This window comes from Streptomyces sp. NPDC040622 (assembly GCF_055593965.1).
The window spans coordinates 234,638-249,052 of sequence record NZ_JBVIXD010000003.1 but is presented as its reverse complement, the minus strand read 5'-3'; the positions used below and the strand labels follow the sequence as shown (position 1 = coordinate 249,052).

Below are 14,415 nucleotides of genomic sequence, written 5' to 3'. Positions count from 1 at the left end.
GTGGACGGGCTGTGGGTCACGTGCTCAGCTCCCCGTGCGGCGTACGAGGCAGCCGAGGGTGCGCAGCAGGATGCACAGGTCCTGCCAGAACGACCAGCTGTCGATGTAGGCGTTGTCGAAGCGGCACCGGTCCTCGATGGAGGTGTCCCCGCGCAGTCCGTGGATCTGGGCGAGGCCGGTGATGCCGGTCGGCATCCGGTGCCGGTGGGCGTAGTCCGGGTAGGTCTGGCTGAACTGCGCCACGAAGAAGGGGCGTTCGGGGCGGGGGCCGACGAGGCTTATGTCGCCGCGCAGCACGTTCCACAGCTGGGGCAGTTCGTCGAGTGAGGTGCCGCGCAGGAACCGGCAGAAGGCGCTCATCCGGTGCTCGTCGGCGACGCTCCACCGCGTCGCCGCCTCCTGCGGGTCGGCGGGCCGGTGGGTGCGGAACTTCAGCAGCGTGAACAACTGACCGTCCTTGCCCACGCGTTCCTGCCGGAAGATCACCCCGGGTCCCTCGAAGGAGCGCAGCACCAGCGCGCAGGTGGCGAGCACCGGCGCCGCCGCGAGCAGCAGGACGCCGGAGACGGTGATGTCCAGGAGCCGCTTGCCGAGGCTGGTCCCCGGGGGCCGGGTGGGCAGCAGGGGACGGCAGGCGTACCCGGCCACGTACTGCCGGGGTCCGCCCGGCGCGGGTGCCAGGTCGCGGCAGCGCGGATCGAGCTCCCAAAGGTCGCAGTCGAGGCCGCTCAGTGCCTGCAGCCACCGGGCCTGCCCGGGGCCGTGCCCGGAGAGGAGGAAGACGGCACGGACGTCGTTCTGGATGACGGCACGCTGGAGTTCGTCGACGGTGCCGAGAACCGGCAGCTCTGGCACGGGTCCTGACGTTCCGTCAGCGATTGGGGCCTGGTCGTCGGGCTGTTCCGCGGCCTCGCTCACGATGCCGACCGGCCGCATGCCGCAGCCGGGCCGCCGCAGCAGGGCCGCGGCCACGCCGCGGGCCGGCCCGCCGGGGCCCAGCACCAGTACCGGCTGGGGGCTGCGCACGACGGCCGTTCGCCGCTGCCGGTGGACCAGCGAGCGCCCGCCGAAGCTGAGCAGACACTGCACGGCGGCGACGCCGGCCAGGGTCTCCAGGGAGAGCGGCTCGGCGGAGAGCGGCCCCGCCGCGGGCAGCGCGGAGGCGACGACCGCGGTGAGGGACCAGCCGAGCACGATCCGCCCGGCCAGCGAGGGGAGTTCGCCGAGGGCGTCGGGCAGCACCGCGTACTCGTACAGGCGGCCCCGCGCGTTCAGGAGCAGCACACCGGCCACGAGCAGCGGCGCGAGGACGGCCTGCTGCCGCGGTTCGGCGAGCAGCGCCATGGCGAGCAGGGCGGCGGCGCAGTCGGCGGCCAGCAGCGCGGCGGCCGAGCGCCGTCTTCGGGCCGGCTGGCGTGCCGACGTCCCGGCACGGGGAACGGTCGCTTCGCGTGGCGCGACGACGAAGGTCCCGGGCGGGGCCTGGATGTCCTGCCGTGGCTGACCCGATGAGGAGGCAACGGTCCGTTCCGCACTCACGTGGTGGTGCACTCCCTGTACTCGGTGGGTTCGGTGGTCGCTGTGCCCAGCAGCTCGCCGTACACCGCGTGGACCGCCGCCGCGGTGCGCCGGGCGTCGTGGTGCTCCAGCACGTGCGCGCGGCCCCGCCGCCCCAGCGCGTCCCGCAGCTCCCCGTCCCGCAGCAGGGTGACCAGCGCCCGGGAGAGCGCGTCGGGGTCCTCCGGCGGTACGAGGGTGTGCGCGCGGTCGGCCGACGGCATGCTCTCCCTGGCCCCGTCGACGTCGGTGACCACGACCGGGCGGGCGCAGGCCATGGCCTCCAGCGGGGCGAGGGCCATGCCTTCCCAGCGGGACGGCAGGACGACCACGTGGGCCGCCCGGTACCAGGGGGCGGCGTCGGCGGCCGGCCCGGCGAACGCGACCCGCGGTCCCGCCCGCTCGCGCAGCCGTTCGCCGTCGGGCCCGTCCCCCACGAGGACCAGCCGGGCGTCGGGCACCTGGGCGGCCACCGAGGCCCAGGCGCGCAGCAGCACGTCCTGCCCCTTCTGGCGGCAGAGCCGCCCGACGCACACCACCAGGGGGACGAGCGGGCGGAGGGTCCCGTCGGCCGCCGAGCCCGGGGCGGCGGGGGCGAACCGGTCGGTGTCCACGCCGTTGGGGATCACCGTGTACGCGCCGTCGATGCCCGCCCGCCTGCCGGTGACCCACTCGGCCTCGCTGACGCAGAGGATGCGGGTCGCCCACCGGGCCGCGCGGCGCTCCCAGAGGCGGGCCAGGTACGCGGTGGGCCCCTCGACCGCCTCGAAGGACCAGGCGTGCGGCTGGAACACCGTGGGCAGGCCGCCGCGCAGCGCGAGGCGCACGGCGAGTCCGGCCTTGGCGCTGTGCGCGTGCACGAGCGTGGGCCGCGCCGCGCCGATGACGCGCTTGATGTCCCTGGTCTCGGCGGCGAGGCCGGGTCCGGGGGAGCGGGTGGCCGCCCAGGGGTGGACGCGCACGCCGAGGGCGCGCAGCGCGTCGGGCAGGAAGCCCTCCCGCGGGCAGGCCACGTGCACGTCCAGGCCGGCCGCGGTCTGTGCGGCGGCCAGATCGAGGACGACCCGGGCCACGCCGCCGTCCACGGGCTGGCTGACGTGCAGGACCCGCGGGGAAGAAGGTGCTGAAGGCAGAGGCATGCGCGACTCCCTTGAGTCAGTGCGGTGCGACGCGGGGTCCGTGCGGAGCAACGCGCGCTATCGCTTCGCGTCGACGGCGGCGAAGACCACGCCGACCCACGCCGAATCCTGCGAGGAAAGGTGGACCGTCAGGTCGCGGTGCTGGTCTCCGTGCTGGTCTCCGTGCTGGTCGGACCCCTTGGGCAGCGCGAAGACATCGGAGTCGTACCCGAGGGTGTTCGTGTACGCGGGGGTCCTGCGGATCGGCCGTCCCGGCTCGCTGATGGTCGAGTTGAGGGCGTCGCCCGCCGGGTTGGCGCCGTCCGTGAGGGGCACGGCCGCGCCGCCGCCCGCCGACACGCTCACCGTGTCCCCGCGCCGCCCGCGGTCACCGTCGTACGCGACCACTCCGGCGGTGCCGCCCGCCCCCGGCCCCGGTACCCCGCGCAGCCGCACCTCGTGCCGCCGCCCGTGCTCCCCCGTCGTGTCGAAGCCGTCCCAGAGGGCGAGGTGGCGCAGCGGCTCCGCGGCGTTCTCGTACGCCACCACCAGCGTCCAGCCGCCCCATGCGCCGGCCCGGGAGCGCCCCATGGCGACATTGACCTGGGCCACGGTGTACGCGCCCTCGCCCGCCCCGCGCACCAGGTCGGTGACGTCGGCCGAGGCCTGGAAGGCGTCGGCGCCCTCGGCGACGCGGTGACCCACCGTCGTGTCGGCGATGACCGGTTTGTAGCGGCCGCCGGGTTCGGCGACGAGCACGCGCGCGTTGTCCTTGTGCGGCTTCTGCTCGCCGACCTTGAGGTTCCCGCCCCAGTACAGGCGGGCGTGGGAGACGCGCGAGTGCGGGGGCAGACGGACCTCGCCCCTGCTGGAGTTGTAGGTGTTCGGGTCGTCGTCGACGTCGATGTAGAACATGTCGAAGTCGTCGTTCACTCCCGCCCGGCCGCCGCGCGTCCGGTCGCAGGAGGCCGCTGTCCGTTCGACCGCGCGGCGGCAGGTGATCGCCGAGTTGGCGGCCCGCACGATCCCGCCGTGCTGCAGCGCCCGGTATCTCTGTGCGAAGTCGATGCGCGTCTGCTCGCCGCCGGGCGGGGCGGCCGACCCGGTCCCGGTCGCCGCGAGGCAGGCGGCGAGTGCGAGGGGGATGACGAACACGCGGCGCAGTCCCAAGGAGTGACGCATGACGGCGTTGGCCTTCCGAGGTGTGAAGAACTCTGAACCACAGCGGAGAGAGGGATTCGCACGGAGTGTGCGAATTTAAACGCTTATGAGTGGAATGCCCTTGAGCGAAGCGCAACTGTAGCCGCTGCGGCGGGTGGCTCGGTCAACCTCGGCACGTGTGTCGGATTCGTGAAGGTATCGCACGGGGCGGGGCGGGCGGGGGCCGTCCGCACGCCCCGGGGCGGCGCTGAGTTGACGCGCGTCCCCGCCGGTCAGGCAGTCGTCGGGCCGTCACCGCAATGGGTCCCGCCACGTATCACCCGTCTGGGCGCACAACTCGTCGTCGCACTCGGCAGTTGAACCCTCCAGACGGGCATCCCGCCCGTACGTCGCATCATCACCAAGGAGCAGCACTCCATGTCGCGTACCACCAAGGCTCTCGCCCTGTCCGCCGTCGCCGCCGCCGCCGTGGCCGGATCCGCGGGTATCGCTGCCGCCGACAGCGGCGCGCAGGGCGCTTCCACCAACTCCCCCGGTGTGATCTCCGGCAACACCGCCCAGGTCCCGGTTCACGTCCCCGTGAACGTCTGCGGCAACAGCGTCAACGTCATCGGCCTGCTGAACCCCGCGTTCGGCAACCAGTGCGCCAACGACTGACGCACCGTCGGACCGTAGCGGCCGTCCCCGTGAATCCGGGGGCGGCCGTTCCGCGTGTCGGCCGGGTCCGTCGCGTCGGTCTGCTAACGGCCGTGCCCCGAATGGAGGGCCGCCCCGCCGATCGCCGACCGGTCGTCACATCCCCTTCTCACCTGCGCGGATACCCGTAGGGCAGAGGGAGGGGCCGCTACGTCGCGCAGTCGCTCGGTTGCGGTCGGGGTCCGCCGCTTTCACGGTGATCACAAGATCCGACGCATCACCGAAAGGGAAACACCTATGCGCGCTCTGCCCGTACGGCGTATCGCGACCACCGCCCTGTGCGCGACACTGCTTCTCGGCGCGGCCGGTCCGGCCCTCGCCTCCGACGCCTCCCGCGACGAGACCCGGACCGCGACCAGCGCGCCTGCCCCGGACGCGGGCGCCCTGCTGGGTCAGGCCCAGCAGCTGAACGGCCTCGGTGGTGCCCTGACCCCCGTCACGGAGCTGCTCACCACGGTGCTGCAGGCGAAGGACAACAAGATCTCCCCCGAAGACGCCAAGAAGCACGCCGACGCGGTGAAGAAGGCGCTCGAGGCGGCCGCCAAGCCGCCGGCCAAGGCCCCCGCGAGCCCGGCCGCCGCGGTGCCGCAGCTGCCCGCCGGTGGCGCGCAGCGTGACGCCAAGGCTCCGGTCGACGTCAAGGCCGACGCCGTCGCCGCGCTGCAGAAGGCGGTCGACGAACTGGTCAAGGCCGCCACGGCCGGCGACCCCAAGGCCGTCCTCGCGGCGGCCCCGACCGTCGTCACCGGCCTGGTGAACCTCACCGTCGCCTCCGTCCTCGGCGGTGGCCTGCCCGCGCCCAACCTGCCGGGCCTGCCGAAGCTGCCCGCGCTGCCCACCGACGCGCTGCCGAAGGCGCCGGGGCTGCCCCAGGCTCCCGCCCTGCCGAAGGCCCCCGCTCTCTGAGCCGAGGTCTTCGCGCGGTGAGTCCGCCGTGCCGGTTCCGACCGGCACGGCGGGCTTCGTCGTGTGCCGTCAACCCCCCTGGCACATCGTCCGGTTGTTATGAGGATGGAACGCGCACTTCATTCGAGTGGGATCACGGAAGTTTTAGGAGGAGGGGTTTCCGTAAGCGCCTGCGCTCGTTGGTCCCGGTACAGAGAGAGACCAGGCAAACGGTGCCTGAACGGTTCTCCCATAGGCGACACGAGTTGCCGAAGAAAGGAACATGATGAAGGCCCTGAAGGCTGCTGCTGTCCTTGCCGGTTCGATCGCCATTGCCGGTGCCGCCGCGCCCGCGTTCGCCGGTGAAATGGCGCCCACCAGCCTGAACGGTGGTCTTGACACCCTTACGAGCCAGCCTCTGCTCGACGCCCAGCCGCTGAGCACGAACATGCTCGACACCGAGAACCCGGACTCTGCGGTCAACGCGGTCAAGGGCGCCACGGACGCCCTGAACTCGGCGGGCGGCCCCACCGAGCTCCTCGGCGGACTTCCGCTCGCCAAGTAAGTACCGTCCAATTCCCGCGTCCCCTCGGGGGTATTGGCCCGGCGGGCGAACGGGAACACGTGGGCGTGTTATTGCCGAGGTTCTCGCAATCGGGTCCATAGTCTGAAGCGAACCCCCTAGGGAAGGTTTGATTATGAAGAACGCCAAGAAGGCCGCTCTCGTCCTCGCCGCCGCGGGCATCGCGGCCGGTGCCGCTTCCGGCAGCGCTTTCGCCACCGAGGGCGACGGCGCCAGCGCCCAGGGCGCGGCCGTGAAGTCCCCCGGTGTCGCCTCCGGCAACGTCGTGCAGGTCCCGGTGAACGTTCCGGTCAACGCCGTCGGCAACAGCGTCAACGTCATCGGCCTGCTCAACCCGGCCTTCGGCAACACGGGCGTCAACAACTGACACCCCTCGGGGCCGCCTCGGACAGCTGTCCGAGGTACGCAAGGGCCGGTCACCTCGCTCACGGACCGGCCCTTCGGCGTGAGAGCGGCCGGCGAGGCCGAGGGGTGACGGCCGGACGGGCTGACAACGCCTTTCGGGGGAAGGTGAGTTCGCCCCCCGTACGGTGTGTGCCGTCACCGGCGCCGACCGGGTGACCCCATCGTGTGATGGCGGCCGCGGGCTGCGCCACACGGGTGACAAAGGGGCCGGACCGGCCCTCCGGCGTCTATACGGTTCCCCTCATGACCACAACTTCCAGTGAACAGCGCCCCTTCCGAGCAACTGATCTGGGAACCCTGGCCGTTCTCGCCTGGAGCGGCGAGCACCCCGAGGACGAGAAGGACATGCCCTTCCTCCTCGCCTACTCCCTCGGCGACACCGAGGGCGGCCCGGAGGGCACCGCAGAGGCGATGCGCACCCTCCTCGCCAACACCGGCCTGCCGCTCGGCGGCCCGGTCCTCGACGGCGCCCGCAACCCCTCCCTGCCGGTCAGCCTCCTCGTCGAGGGCGACCAGGCCGTCGTCAACATGCCCCACCTGAACGCGCAGTGCGTGGTCCCGCCGGAGTGGCTCGCCGCCGTCAAGCAGCGCGGCCACGCCTACTTCATGGCCACCACGCGCGCGTGGCCGGAGGCCGAGCCGGGCGAGCCCGTCGGCGAGGAGGCCCTCGCCGCGTTCGCCGGTGACGAGGAGACCATGCTCAACGCCGCGCACTGCCTGCTGCCCGCCCGCAGCCTGCGCTGATGCGCCGCACCACCGAACTGCCGCACGGAGTGCCCCTGCAGGCCGTCGGCGCCCCCGGCACGGCCCCCGCCGCCACGACCACCGCCGCGCCCGCGGGGCGGGCTCCCCGTGAGCAGGCGGCGGGGCGGCTCCTGGGGCTGCTCCTGGTGGTCACCGGCGCGGCGGGGCTGCTGGCCGCGTGGGTCGTCACCCTCGACAAGTTCCTCCTCCTGGAGGACCCGGACTTCGTTCCCGGGTGCAGCCTCAACCCCGTGGTCGCCTGCGGCAACATCATGAAGAGCGAGCAGGCCGCGGTATTCGGATTCCCCAATCCGATGCTGGGTCTCGCCGCATATGCGGCGGTGATGTGCGTCGGTGCCGGGCTGCTCGGCGGTGCGCGCTTTCCCCGCTGGTACTGGCTGACCTTCAATGCGGGCACCGCATTCGGCGTCGCATTCTGTACCTGGCTGCAATTCCAGTCGCTCTACCGCATCAACTCCCTCTGTCTGTGGTGCTGCTTGGCCTGGGCCGCCACCATTCTCATGTTCTGGTACGTGACTTCGCACAACGTACGGTGTGGATTCCTGCCCGCACCCCGGGTACTGCGTAGTTTCTTGGGGGAGTTCACCTGGGTTCTTCCCGCCCTGCACATGGGAATCATCGGCATGCTCATCCTGACGCGCTGGTGGGAGTTCTGGACCAGCTGAATGCCGACCCGGCACTGTCGAACCGGTGGCGGGGCCATGTGGTCGCACAGTGAAAGGACGAGTCGAGCACGATGAAGAAATCAACCAGAGGTGCCTTCGCCATGGTCATGGCCTGCGCGGCGGCCGTCGGCGGTGCCTCCTCGGCGAGCGCGTCGGCACAGCCCGAGGTGCCCATCCCGCTGAACGGGGTGGAGAACGCCCTGGACATGGACGCCCCCGAGATCTCCACCGGCGTCCCGGTACCCCTGCCCAGCGGGGGTCTCGACGGTCCGCACTACGCGGAGGGCAAGCTCCTGCCCGAGCGGGTCCTGCCGCGCATCCCGGTCGACAACAGCCTCCCGTCCACCCGCGTGGTGGCGCCCCTGTCCGACCTCCTCGGCGAGGACACCATCGAGTCGGTCGGCATGCGGACCGGGGCGTCGGACGTCCAGGCCAGCACGCCGAGCACCAACCTGGACCTCCCGGTGTCGGCACCGCGCGGCGACCTCTGGGGCCTGCCCGCGCCGGCCCTGCCCAACGCGGGCATCGAGGCGCCGGCCCTGAGCGCGGAGCCCACCGCCGACCTCGGTCTCGCATGACCGTGGCGCCCCTGCCGGACGGGGTGGGCCCGGTCCCGAGCCGGGCCCCGGCCCCCGCCCCGGAGGCGCCCGCGCGCCTCGTCGACCGGCTGACCCGCCGCCACCTCATCGGCACCGCGGCCGCCGCGCTCCTCGGCGCCCTCGGCATCGCCCGCGCCGTGCCGGACCAGCAGCCGCCGGGTTTCTCGGCCGGGCCCGAGGACCCGCCCTTCGACGAGATGTACGGGGGACGGCGCATCCAGGGCGAACCGATGGCCCACCGGGACGGGCACGGGCCGGGAGGCTGGCGGATCACCGTCGACGGGCAGCAGCTCGGGCTCATGCGCCGCGCCGACGGCAGCTACCTGAGCATGGTGGACCACTACCAGTCGTACGCGACGCCGCTCGCCGCCACCCGGGGAGCCGTCGACGAACTCGGCCCCCTGCGGGCCCTGAGCGGCCGCCTGCACTGAGCGGGCCACCTGCCCCTGACGCAGAGAAAGGGACACCGCCATGGCCGGCACCGCCGCTACGGCCCGCACGCGCAAGAACCAGAGCAGCCTCAGCCGCGCGGAGCGGCGCCGCTTCGTCGACGCGCTCCTGAAACTGAAGCGCCGCGGCGAGTACGACGAGTTCGTCCGCATCCACATCGACTTCTACGTGTCGGACGGGGACCAGCGGCTCCGGGTGGCCCACATGGCGCCCTCGTTCTTCCCCTGGCACCGCAGGTTCCTGCTGGAGTTCGAGCGGGCGCTGCAGCGCGTCGACGCCGGGGTGAGCGTCCCGTACTGGGACTGGACGAAGGACCGCAGCCCGGTCGCGTCGCTCTGGGGCGCCGACCTGATGGGCGGCAACGGGCGGCGCGGCGACCGGCAGGTGACGACCGGGCCCTTCGCGTACGGGAACGGGCACTGGACCATCAAGGAGGACGTCACCGACGGGGAGTTCCTCACCCGTGATCTCGGCCGGCCGCAGGACCCCGTCGACCTGCCCACGCCGGAGGACGTCGAGTGGGCGATGGCCGACCCGCGCTACGACGTGGAGCCGTGGGACTCCACGGCCCCCGAGGGCTTCCGCAACAAGCTGGAGGGCTGGACGTCGGCGCGGGGCAAGGAGCGGTGGCGCAACCACAACCGGGTGCACCGCTGGGTCGGCGGCCACATGCTGGGCGGGGCCTCGGTGAACGACCCGGTGTTCTGGCTCAACCACTCCTTCGTCGACCTGCTGTGGGACCGCTGGCAGCGCAGGCACCCCCGGTCCGCCGGCTATCTGCCCGCGCGGCCCCCGTCCCTCGGCGAGTCCCAGTACCAGCGCATCGTCGCCCGCCACGAGCCGATGCCGCCGTGGGACGTCAAGCCGGACGACCTCCTCGGGCACAAGGGGCAGTACACGTACGGGAAGTAGGGTCCGGCCCCGCTCGCGGCGGGCGCGCCGAAGCCCCCGGTGGAACGCGCACCGGGGGCTTCGAAGGGCTTCGGAAGGGGCTGGTCAGCCGCCGTAGCCGCCCTCGTGTCCGTCGTTGACGCACTGGTTGCCGAAGGCGGGGTTCAGCAGGCCGATGACGTCGACGGTGTTGCCGCACAGGTTCACCGGGACGTTGACCGGGACCTGGAGCAGGTTGCCCGAGAGGACACCGGGGGAACCGACGGCTTCACCGTGCGCGCCGGCGTCCGCCATGGCCAGGCCGGCGCCGCCGAGGACGACGGCTCCGGTGCCGAGGGTGACTGCGGCTGCCTTCGCGATGCGAGACATCACGTTCTCCTTTGATCTTGGAATAGAGCGGCTGCCCACACGCAGTCGCATCGTTTCTAACGTCTGCCGTCGAGGCGAGGACACGGCGTCGGACGGCCCGGATGCCGCCGTCGCGTGCCGGGCTGCCGATTTCGGCAGGCCGATTTCAGGAGTGCGAGGAGATCTCGCTGAACTCGATTCCCTCCGGCGAGAACCCGATCCCCTCCTTGGAGAAGTAGGCGGTCCCGTCCGGAGTGAAGCCCGACGCGGTGCTGGTGTGCCGCATCGTGTCCGTGCCGAACGAGAGCGTCTCCTTGGACCATTCGGGCGTGGGGGCCTCGGAATTCCAGTCAGGGGGATTCGGCGCGGCCTGTGCCAGTGGCGCTCCCGCCACCGTCAGCACGGCGGCCGTCGCCATCGCGGACATGAGGAGATGACGTGCCTTCACAAGGCTTCCTTCCCTGGGGATTGCCGCGAGAGGTGTGAACCACTTCCTCTCTGCGGACCCATTGTGCAAAGCCGGGGCGCTCTCCCGGCGGTGAAGGAACGAGTAATGCAGTCATCCAACCCGATCAGCTCAACGATCAGTTCAACAGAGTGGTCCGGCGGAGCGGTGGAGCTCAGTCGGCCAGGGCCTGGGCGCCGGTCGCCGGCGCGGTGGGGAGTTCCGGCGCGGTGGGGGTGGCCGCGTCGGGGGTGATGGACGGGGTGGTGGACGCGTCGGGGGTGGTGGCCGCGTCGGGGGTGAGGGACGCGTCCGGTGTGGTCGTCGTGTCCGGTGTGGTCGTCGTGGACGGTGTCGTCGTCGCGTCCGGGAGCTCCGTGGCGGCGTCCGGGAGCAGCGGGTCGGCGGGGAGACCGGTGTCGTCCGTGGAGCCGATGCTGGTGGTCGAGGAGCACGGGGCGAACAGCTCGTTGCCCGCGAAGGCGGCCTTCACCGAACGGGCCGAGTTCGGGGTCACGGCGACCGAGCAGCTGAAGGTGCCCCGGTCCGTCGTGCGCGCGTGGCAGCTCGCGGGCGTGGCGGACGTCGTGTCGGTGACCTGGACCTTGAGCGGGATGCGGGCCAGCGGGAAGGAGAGCGTGGCGCCCTCCACGAGGCGTCCGGTGACGCGTACGCGCGCCGACGACCCCGTGCTCACCTCCTCCGCCGAGAGCTCGGTGATGGCGGACGCGGTGCGGGTGGTGTCGGCCGGGGCGGTGGCCGACGGCGCCTCGCGGGCCGTCAGGGCGGTGGCCGTCGTGGCGGTCCCGGCGGCCGCACAGGCGACGGCCAGGGCCAGGGTGCTCAGCATTCTGCGGGAGGCGGGCATCGGTGCTCCTTGTCAGGACGGGCGGTCAGGACGGGTGACGGGCCTGCTGTGGTGTGCCGGGCCGCTGTGCGGTCCGTGCTTCTCGCGCTTTCGCGCCTTCGTGCTTCTCGCGCTTTCGTGCTTCTTTACCGGACATCATTCGATGTGCTGAGCGGCCTTTCCGCTTATTCCTCCGAAGGGGGCGGCAGATGGCCTCAAGCACCGGCAGGCCCCGAGGAATGGATCCCTCGGGGCCTGCTGCCCGTCGGCTCTCAGAGAGCCGTGGGGTCAGGAATGCGAACCGGTCGAGTTGCCCGTCGCACCGGTGGAGTTGGCCGTCTTCGACGACTTCACGAAGTAGGCCGTGCCGTCCTCGCCGAAGCCGCTCTTCGTCTTGGAGGACGTACCACCGTTGACGGTCGCCGAGTTGTCCGACTTCTGGTAGCCCGGGCCGTCGTGGGCGGACGCGACAGTGGCACCACCGAGGGCGACCGGAACGACAACAGCACCAACAGCGATCGCCTTGGCAAGCTTGCGCATGAGACGCATTCCCTTCGATTGGGTCGCGAGCACCGGAGTGGCCGTTCTCCCGTGAACGGGAGGTTCAGGAGTGTTCCTGACGACCACGGACAAGACCCGCTCGCACGGCCTTGCTGATATCACCGTGAGCAGGTCCGGGCGGATGCGCCCGTCGAGATCCGCCGGAAGGATTCGGCGAGACCGGCGCATCGCCCCCGTGACGCCCCGTTGACCTGCGGTGACGACCTGTCACCAGCCCGCGCGGCGCAGTTTTTCCGGCATGCACTAATAGGGTGACGCGACCCTCGGGATCAGTGGGCGGTGCGCGCCCCGCCGGCCGTCACCACGGGGGAGAACATCCCCAGCGACGCCGTGCCCAACGAGGCCGAGACCACGCACTCGTGGCCGCGGGCGAGCGGCGGACCGCCCATGCGGGAGGCCCGCACCCGCACCTGGTGCCGCGAGCCGTCGCAGTCGGCGGGCGCGGTGCCCGTGAAGACCCCGCCGCCCTGCGTGTCCGAGACGCCCACCTGCACGGAGTCCAGGCCGCTCAGGGCGTCGCAGCGGTAGTGGACCAGCACCGAGGGCTCGCCGGCGTCGGCCGTCACCCGCGTCACCGTGAGGCTGTCGGCCGCCTGGGCGGGGGTGAGCCCGCCCAGCGCGACCGCCGCGGGCAGCGCGCACACCGTCGCGGCCCGCAGCGCGAACCGCGCCGCGTGCCGACCTCTCTGAAGAACCTTCATCACACTCCTGTTCCTGTTCCTGTGTCGTGTTCGTCGGGCCGGAAGCGCAAGACGGCGTGTGTCGCCGGGAGCGACACACGCCGTCTCGTGCTGCCACGCAGACTCAGCACCTGGGCCAGGGGCCCCGCACCTGCGTCAGGAGTGCGAACCCGTGCCGCTGCCCGTGGCGCCGGTCGGGCCCGCGGTGCGGGTCACCTTGTGGAAGTAGGCCTTGCCGTCAGGGGTGAAGCCGCTGACCGTCTTGGTGCACGAACCGCCGTTCGCGTTCGCGGCGTTCTGGGCGTGCTCGTAGGCGGGGCCGTCACCGCTCGGCGCGGCGGAGGCGAGACCGGCACCGCCCAGGACGATGGGGGCGACGAGGGCGGCGACGGCGGCGGCCTTGGCGAAGCTGCGCATTGCGTTTCCTTTCGAGGAGCGAGAGCGCGGCGGCACGGGGTGTGTCGCGCGCAGACCCAAGCTGGACCGGATCGGTGGCGTCCGCGCGCGGGCAGCAGATCAGTGCCGCCTCCGCACGTGTGAACGGTCGGCCCTTCGCGCCGCTGTGACCTGCGCATACGTACGCCCTGACGCTCTGTCGGACAAATAGCCCGGCCGAGTGGCCGACGGGCCCGGGTGGGCGTGTCCCGCGACCGTCCGAAAAGCACTGAGCTTCCCGGGTGAGGGCGTCGCGGAACCCGTGACCTTCGTGGAGCTGAGCCGTTTGTGAGGACATGACATCAGCACGACGACTCATCGCCGCCGTCTCGCTGGCCGCCGGAGCCGCGGCCCTCGCCACCCCCGCGGCGCAGGCGGCCCCGCAGCACTCCCACGACACGGCATCGCCCTCGCTCGTCAGCACGCTCGACACCCTCGGGGAGAGCAACCTCCCCGAGGAGCAGCGCGGCAAGGTGCCGGGCGTCGAGAGCCAGCTCGGCGGCCTGCAGCAGCTGAACCAACTGCACCAGCTCACCGACCTGGTGGCGCCCGTCACGAACGCCCTGCCCGCCGTTCAGTAGTCCCGCGGGAAGCACCGGCCGGGGGTCAGATCAGCCGCACTCCGCGCCGGGCCAGGTAGCTCACCGGATCGACGTCCGAACCGTAGTCACGACGGGCCCGCACCTCCAGGTGGAGGTGCGGGCCCGTGGCACGTCCGGTGGCCCCGCTCCGCCCGAGCAGGGTCCCGGCGCCGACCTGCCGGCCGACGCGGACCGAGACCTGCGAGAGGTGCGCGACGAGCGAGTAGTGGCCGTCCGGCATCCGGATCGTCACGGCGTTGCCGTACGCGCCCGACCAGCCGGCGACCAGCACGGCGCCGCCGCCCACGGCGTAGACGGGCGTCCCCTGCGGCACGGCCAGGTCGATGCCGGTGTGGTGCCCGGCGAGCCAGTCGCCGCGCACTCCGTAGGCGGCGGTGACCCGGAAGCCGCGGCGCAGCGGCAGCGCGTACCGGGGCGCGGGGCCCGCCGGGAGTCCGCGGAGCGCGTCCGGGTCGAGGCGGTCGTCCGCCATCTCCAGCGTGTCCTCGAACCCGGCGTCGTAGCCGCCCGTGCAGACGTGGCGGGGGTCGTCCGAGTGCGCGACGGCGCGCTGCGCGGTGGTCAGCGGTACCGCCCCGCCCACCAGGAGCGCGGCGACGGTTCCCAGCGCGCGGCGCCGCGTGGTGGCGCCCGCGCTTGCTATGTCGTGATCCATGTCCGACAGCTCACTGGCGCGGGGCGCGGCGCGCATCCCGGGTGAGCCGCCTGGCGTATGCGGTGGG

Annotated in this window: 20 protein-coding genes; 10 read left to right on the top strand and 10 right to left on the bottom strand. The window is 72.3% G+C overall.

The annotated features are described in order from the left end of the window. Positions 1–24: 24 nt before the first annotated feature. The 3 genes from ACZ592_RS09505 to ACZ592_RS09495 are packed head-to-tail and all read right to left on the bottom strand — an operon-like array spanning position 25 to position 3,857. Positions 25–1,539: an exopolysaccharide biosynthesis polyprenyl glycosylphosphotransferase gene (locus tag ACZ592_RS09505; protein WP_471580939.1), complete on the bottom strand. Its 1,515-nt coding sequence runs from the start codon at positions 1,537–1,539 to the stop codon at positions 25–27. Further along, the gene (locus ACZ592_RS09500; RefSeq protein ID WP_471580938.1) at positions 1,536–2,696 is read right to left on the bottom strand and encodes a glycosyltransferase; all 1,161 of its coding nucleotides are present in this window, start codon (positions 2,694–2,696) and stop codon (positions 1,536–1,538) included. The genes ACZ592_RS09505 and ACZ592_RS09500 overlap by 4 nt, the downstream gene beginning before the upstream one ends. Positions 2,697–2,753: 57 nt before the next feature. Beyond that, a complete protein-coding gene (locus ACZ592_RS09495) occupies positions 2,754–3,857 on the bottom strand; it encodes a DUF3344 domain-containing protein (RefSeq protein ID WP_471580937.1) in 1,104 nt (367 codons plus the stop codon). A 396-nt stretch (positions 3,858–4,253) separates the two neighbouring features. Between ACZ592_RS09495 and ACZ592_RS09490 the strand changes: the two genes are divergently transcribed. The 9 genes from ACZ592_RS09490 (at position 4,254) to ACZ592_RS09450 (ending at position 9,796) form a co-directional block, all read left to right on the top strand. Continuing rightward, positions 4,254–4,493 (top strand): chaplin, encoded by a 240-nt coding sequence (locus tag ACZ592_RS09490; protein WP_471580936.1) that lies wholly within the window; start codon positions 4,254–4,256, stop codon positions 4,491–4,493. A gap of 276 nt (positions 4,494–4,769) precedes the next feature. Beyond that, on the top strand, positions 4,770–5,438 hold the full coding sequence (locus ACZ592_RS09485) for a hypothetical protein (protein WP_471580935.1): 669 nt from the start codon (positions 4,770–4,772) through the stop codon (positions 5,436–5,438). 265 nt (positions 5,439–5,703) lie between these two features. After that, complete coding sequence (locus ACZ592_RS09480) at positions 5,704–5,982, top strand: hypothetical protein (protein WP_471581402.1); 279 nt, start codon at positions 5,704–5,706, stop codon at positions 5,980–5,982. 133 nt (positions 5,983–6,115) lie between these two features. After that, a complete protein-coding gene (locus tag ACZ592_RS09475; RefSeq protein WP_471580934.1) occupies positions 6,116–6,367 on the top strand; it encodes a chaplin family protein in 252 nt (83 codons plus the stop codon). A 281-nt stretch (positions 6,368–6,648) separates the two neighbouring features. Further along, the gene (locus ACZ592_RS09470) at positions 6,649–7,149 is read left to right on the top strand and encodes a DUF5949 family protein (RefSeq protein WP_471580933.1); all 501 of its coding nucleotides are present in this window, start codon (positions 6,649–6,651) and stop codon (positions 7,147–7,149) included. Then, on the top strand, positions 7,149–7,835 hold the full coding sequence (locus ACZ592_RS09465; RefSeq protein ID WP_471580932.1) for a vitamin K epoxide reductase family protein: 687 nt from the start codon (positions 7,149–7,151) through the stop codon (positions 7,833–7,835). The genes ACZ592_RS09470 and ACZ592_RS09465 overlap by 1 nt, the downstream gene beginning before the upstream one ends. Before the next feature lie 71 nt (positions 7,836–7,906). After that, positions 7,907–8,413, top strand: coding sequence for a hypothetical protein (locus tag ACZ592_RS09460; RefSeq protein WP_471580931.1), 507 nt, complete (start codon positions 7,907–7,909; stop codon positions 8,411–8,413). Continuing rightward, positions 8,410–8,865 (top strand): tyrosinase cofactor, encoded by a 456-nt coding sequence (locus tag ACZ592_RS09455; RefSeq protein WP_471580930.1) that lies wholly within the window; start codon positions 8,410–8,412, stop codon positions 8,863–8,865. The genes ACZ592_RS09460 and ACZ592_RS09455 overlap by 4 nt, the downstream gene beginning before the upstream one ends. Before the next feature lie 40 nt (positions 8,866–8,905). After that, entirely contained in the window at positions 8,906–9,796 is an 891-nt protein-coding gene (locus ACZ592_RS09450) for a tyrosinase family protein (protein WP_471580929.1), read from the top strand. An 84-nt stretch (positions 9,797–9,880) separates the two neighbouring features. Here the strand turns inward: ACZ592_RS09450 and ACZ592_RS09445 are convergent, their stop codons facing one another. From ACZ592_RS09445 to ACZ592_RS09420, 6 genes are all read right to left on the bottom strand, one after another. Further along, the gene (locus tag ACZ592_RS09445; RefSeq protein ID WP_471580928.1) at positions 9,881–10,144 is read right to left on the bottom strand and encodes a chaplin; all 264 of its coding nucleotides are present in this window, start codon (positions 10,142–10,144) and stop codon (positions 9,881–9,883) included. Positions 10,145–10,289: 145 nt separating this feature from the next. Further along, a complete protein-coding gene (locus ACZ592_RS09440) occupies positions 10,290–10,571 on the bottom strand; it encodes a hypothetical protein (protein ID WP_471580927.1) in 282 nt (93 codons plus the stop codon). A gap of 172 nt (positions 10,572–10,743) precedes the next feature. After that, the gene (locus ACZ592_RS09435; protein WP_471580926.1) at positions 10,744–11,436 is read right to left on the bottom strand and encodes a hypothetical protein; all 693 of its coding nucleotides are present in this window, start codon (positions 11,434–11,436) and stop codon (positions 10,744–10,746) included. A gap of 267 nt (positions 11,437–11,703) precedes the next feature. Further along, positions 11,704–11,955 carry a hypothetical protein gene (locus ACZ592_RS09430; RefSeq protein WP_471580925.1) on the bottom strand — a complete coding sequence of 84 codons (252 nt, stop codon included), beginning with the start codon at positions 11,953–11,955 and terminating at the stop codon, positions 11,704–11,706. Between the two features lie 290 nt (positions 11,956–12,245). After that, positions 12,246–12,677: a hypothetical protein gene (locus ACZ592_RS09425; RefSeq protein ID WP_471580924.1), complete on the bottom strand. Its 432-nt coding sequence runs from the start codon at positions 12,675–12,677 to the stop codon at positions 12,246–12,248. A 135-nt stretch (positions 12,678–12,812) separates the two neighbouring features. Then, on the bottom strand, positions 12,813–13,073 hold the full coding sequence (locus ACZ592_RS09420; RefSeq protein ID WP_471580923.1) for a hypothetical protein: 261 nt from the start codon (positions 13,071–13,073) through the stop codon (positions 12,813–12,815). Positions 13,074–13,387: 314 nt separating this feature from the next. Here ACZ592_RS09420 and ACZ592_RS09415 point away from each other — a divergent pair, with 314 nt between their 5' ends. Further along, a complete protein-coding gene (locus ACZ592_RS09415; protein ID WP_361169035.1) occupies positions 13,388–13,672 on the top strand; it encodes a hypothetical protein in 285 nt (94 codons plus the stop codon). 25 nt (positions 13,673–13,697) lie between these two features. Here ACZ592_RS09415 and ACZ592_RS09410 read toward each other — a convergent pair whose 3' ends face one another. Continuing rightward, positions 13,698–14,348, bottom strand: a complete 651-nt coding sequence (locus ACZ592_RS09410) for a M23 family metallopeptidase (RefSeq protein WP_471580922.1) — start codon at positions 14,346–14,348, stop codon at positions 13,698–13,700. Between the last annotated feature and the right edge of the window lie 67 nt (positions 14,349–14,415).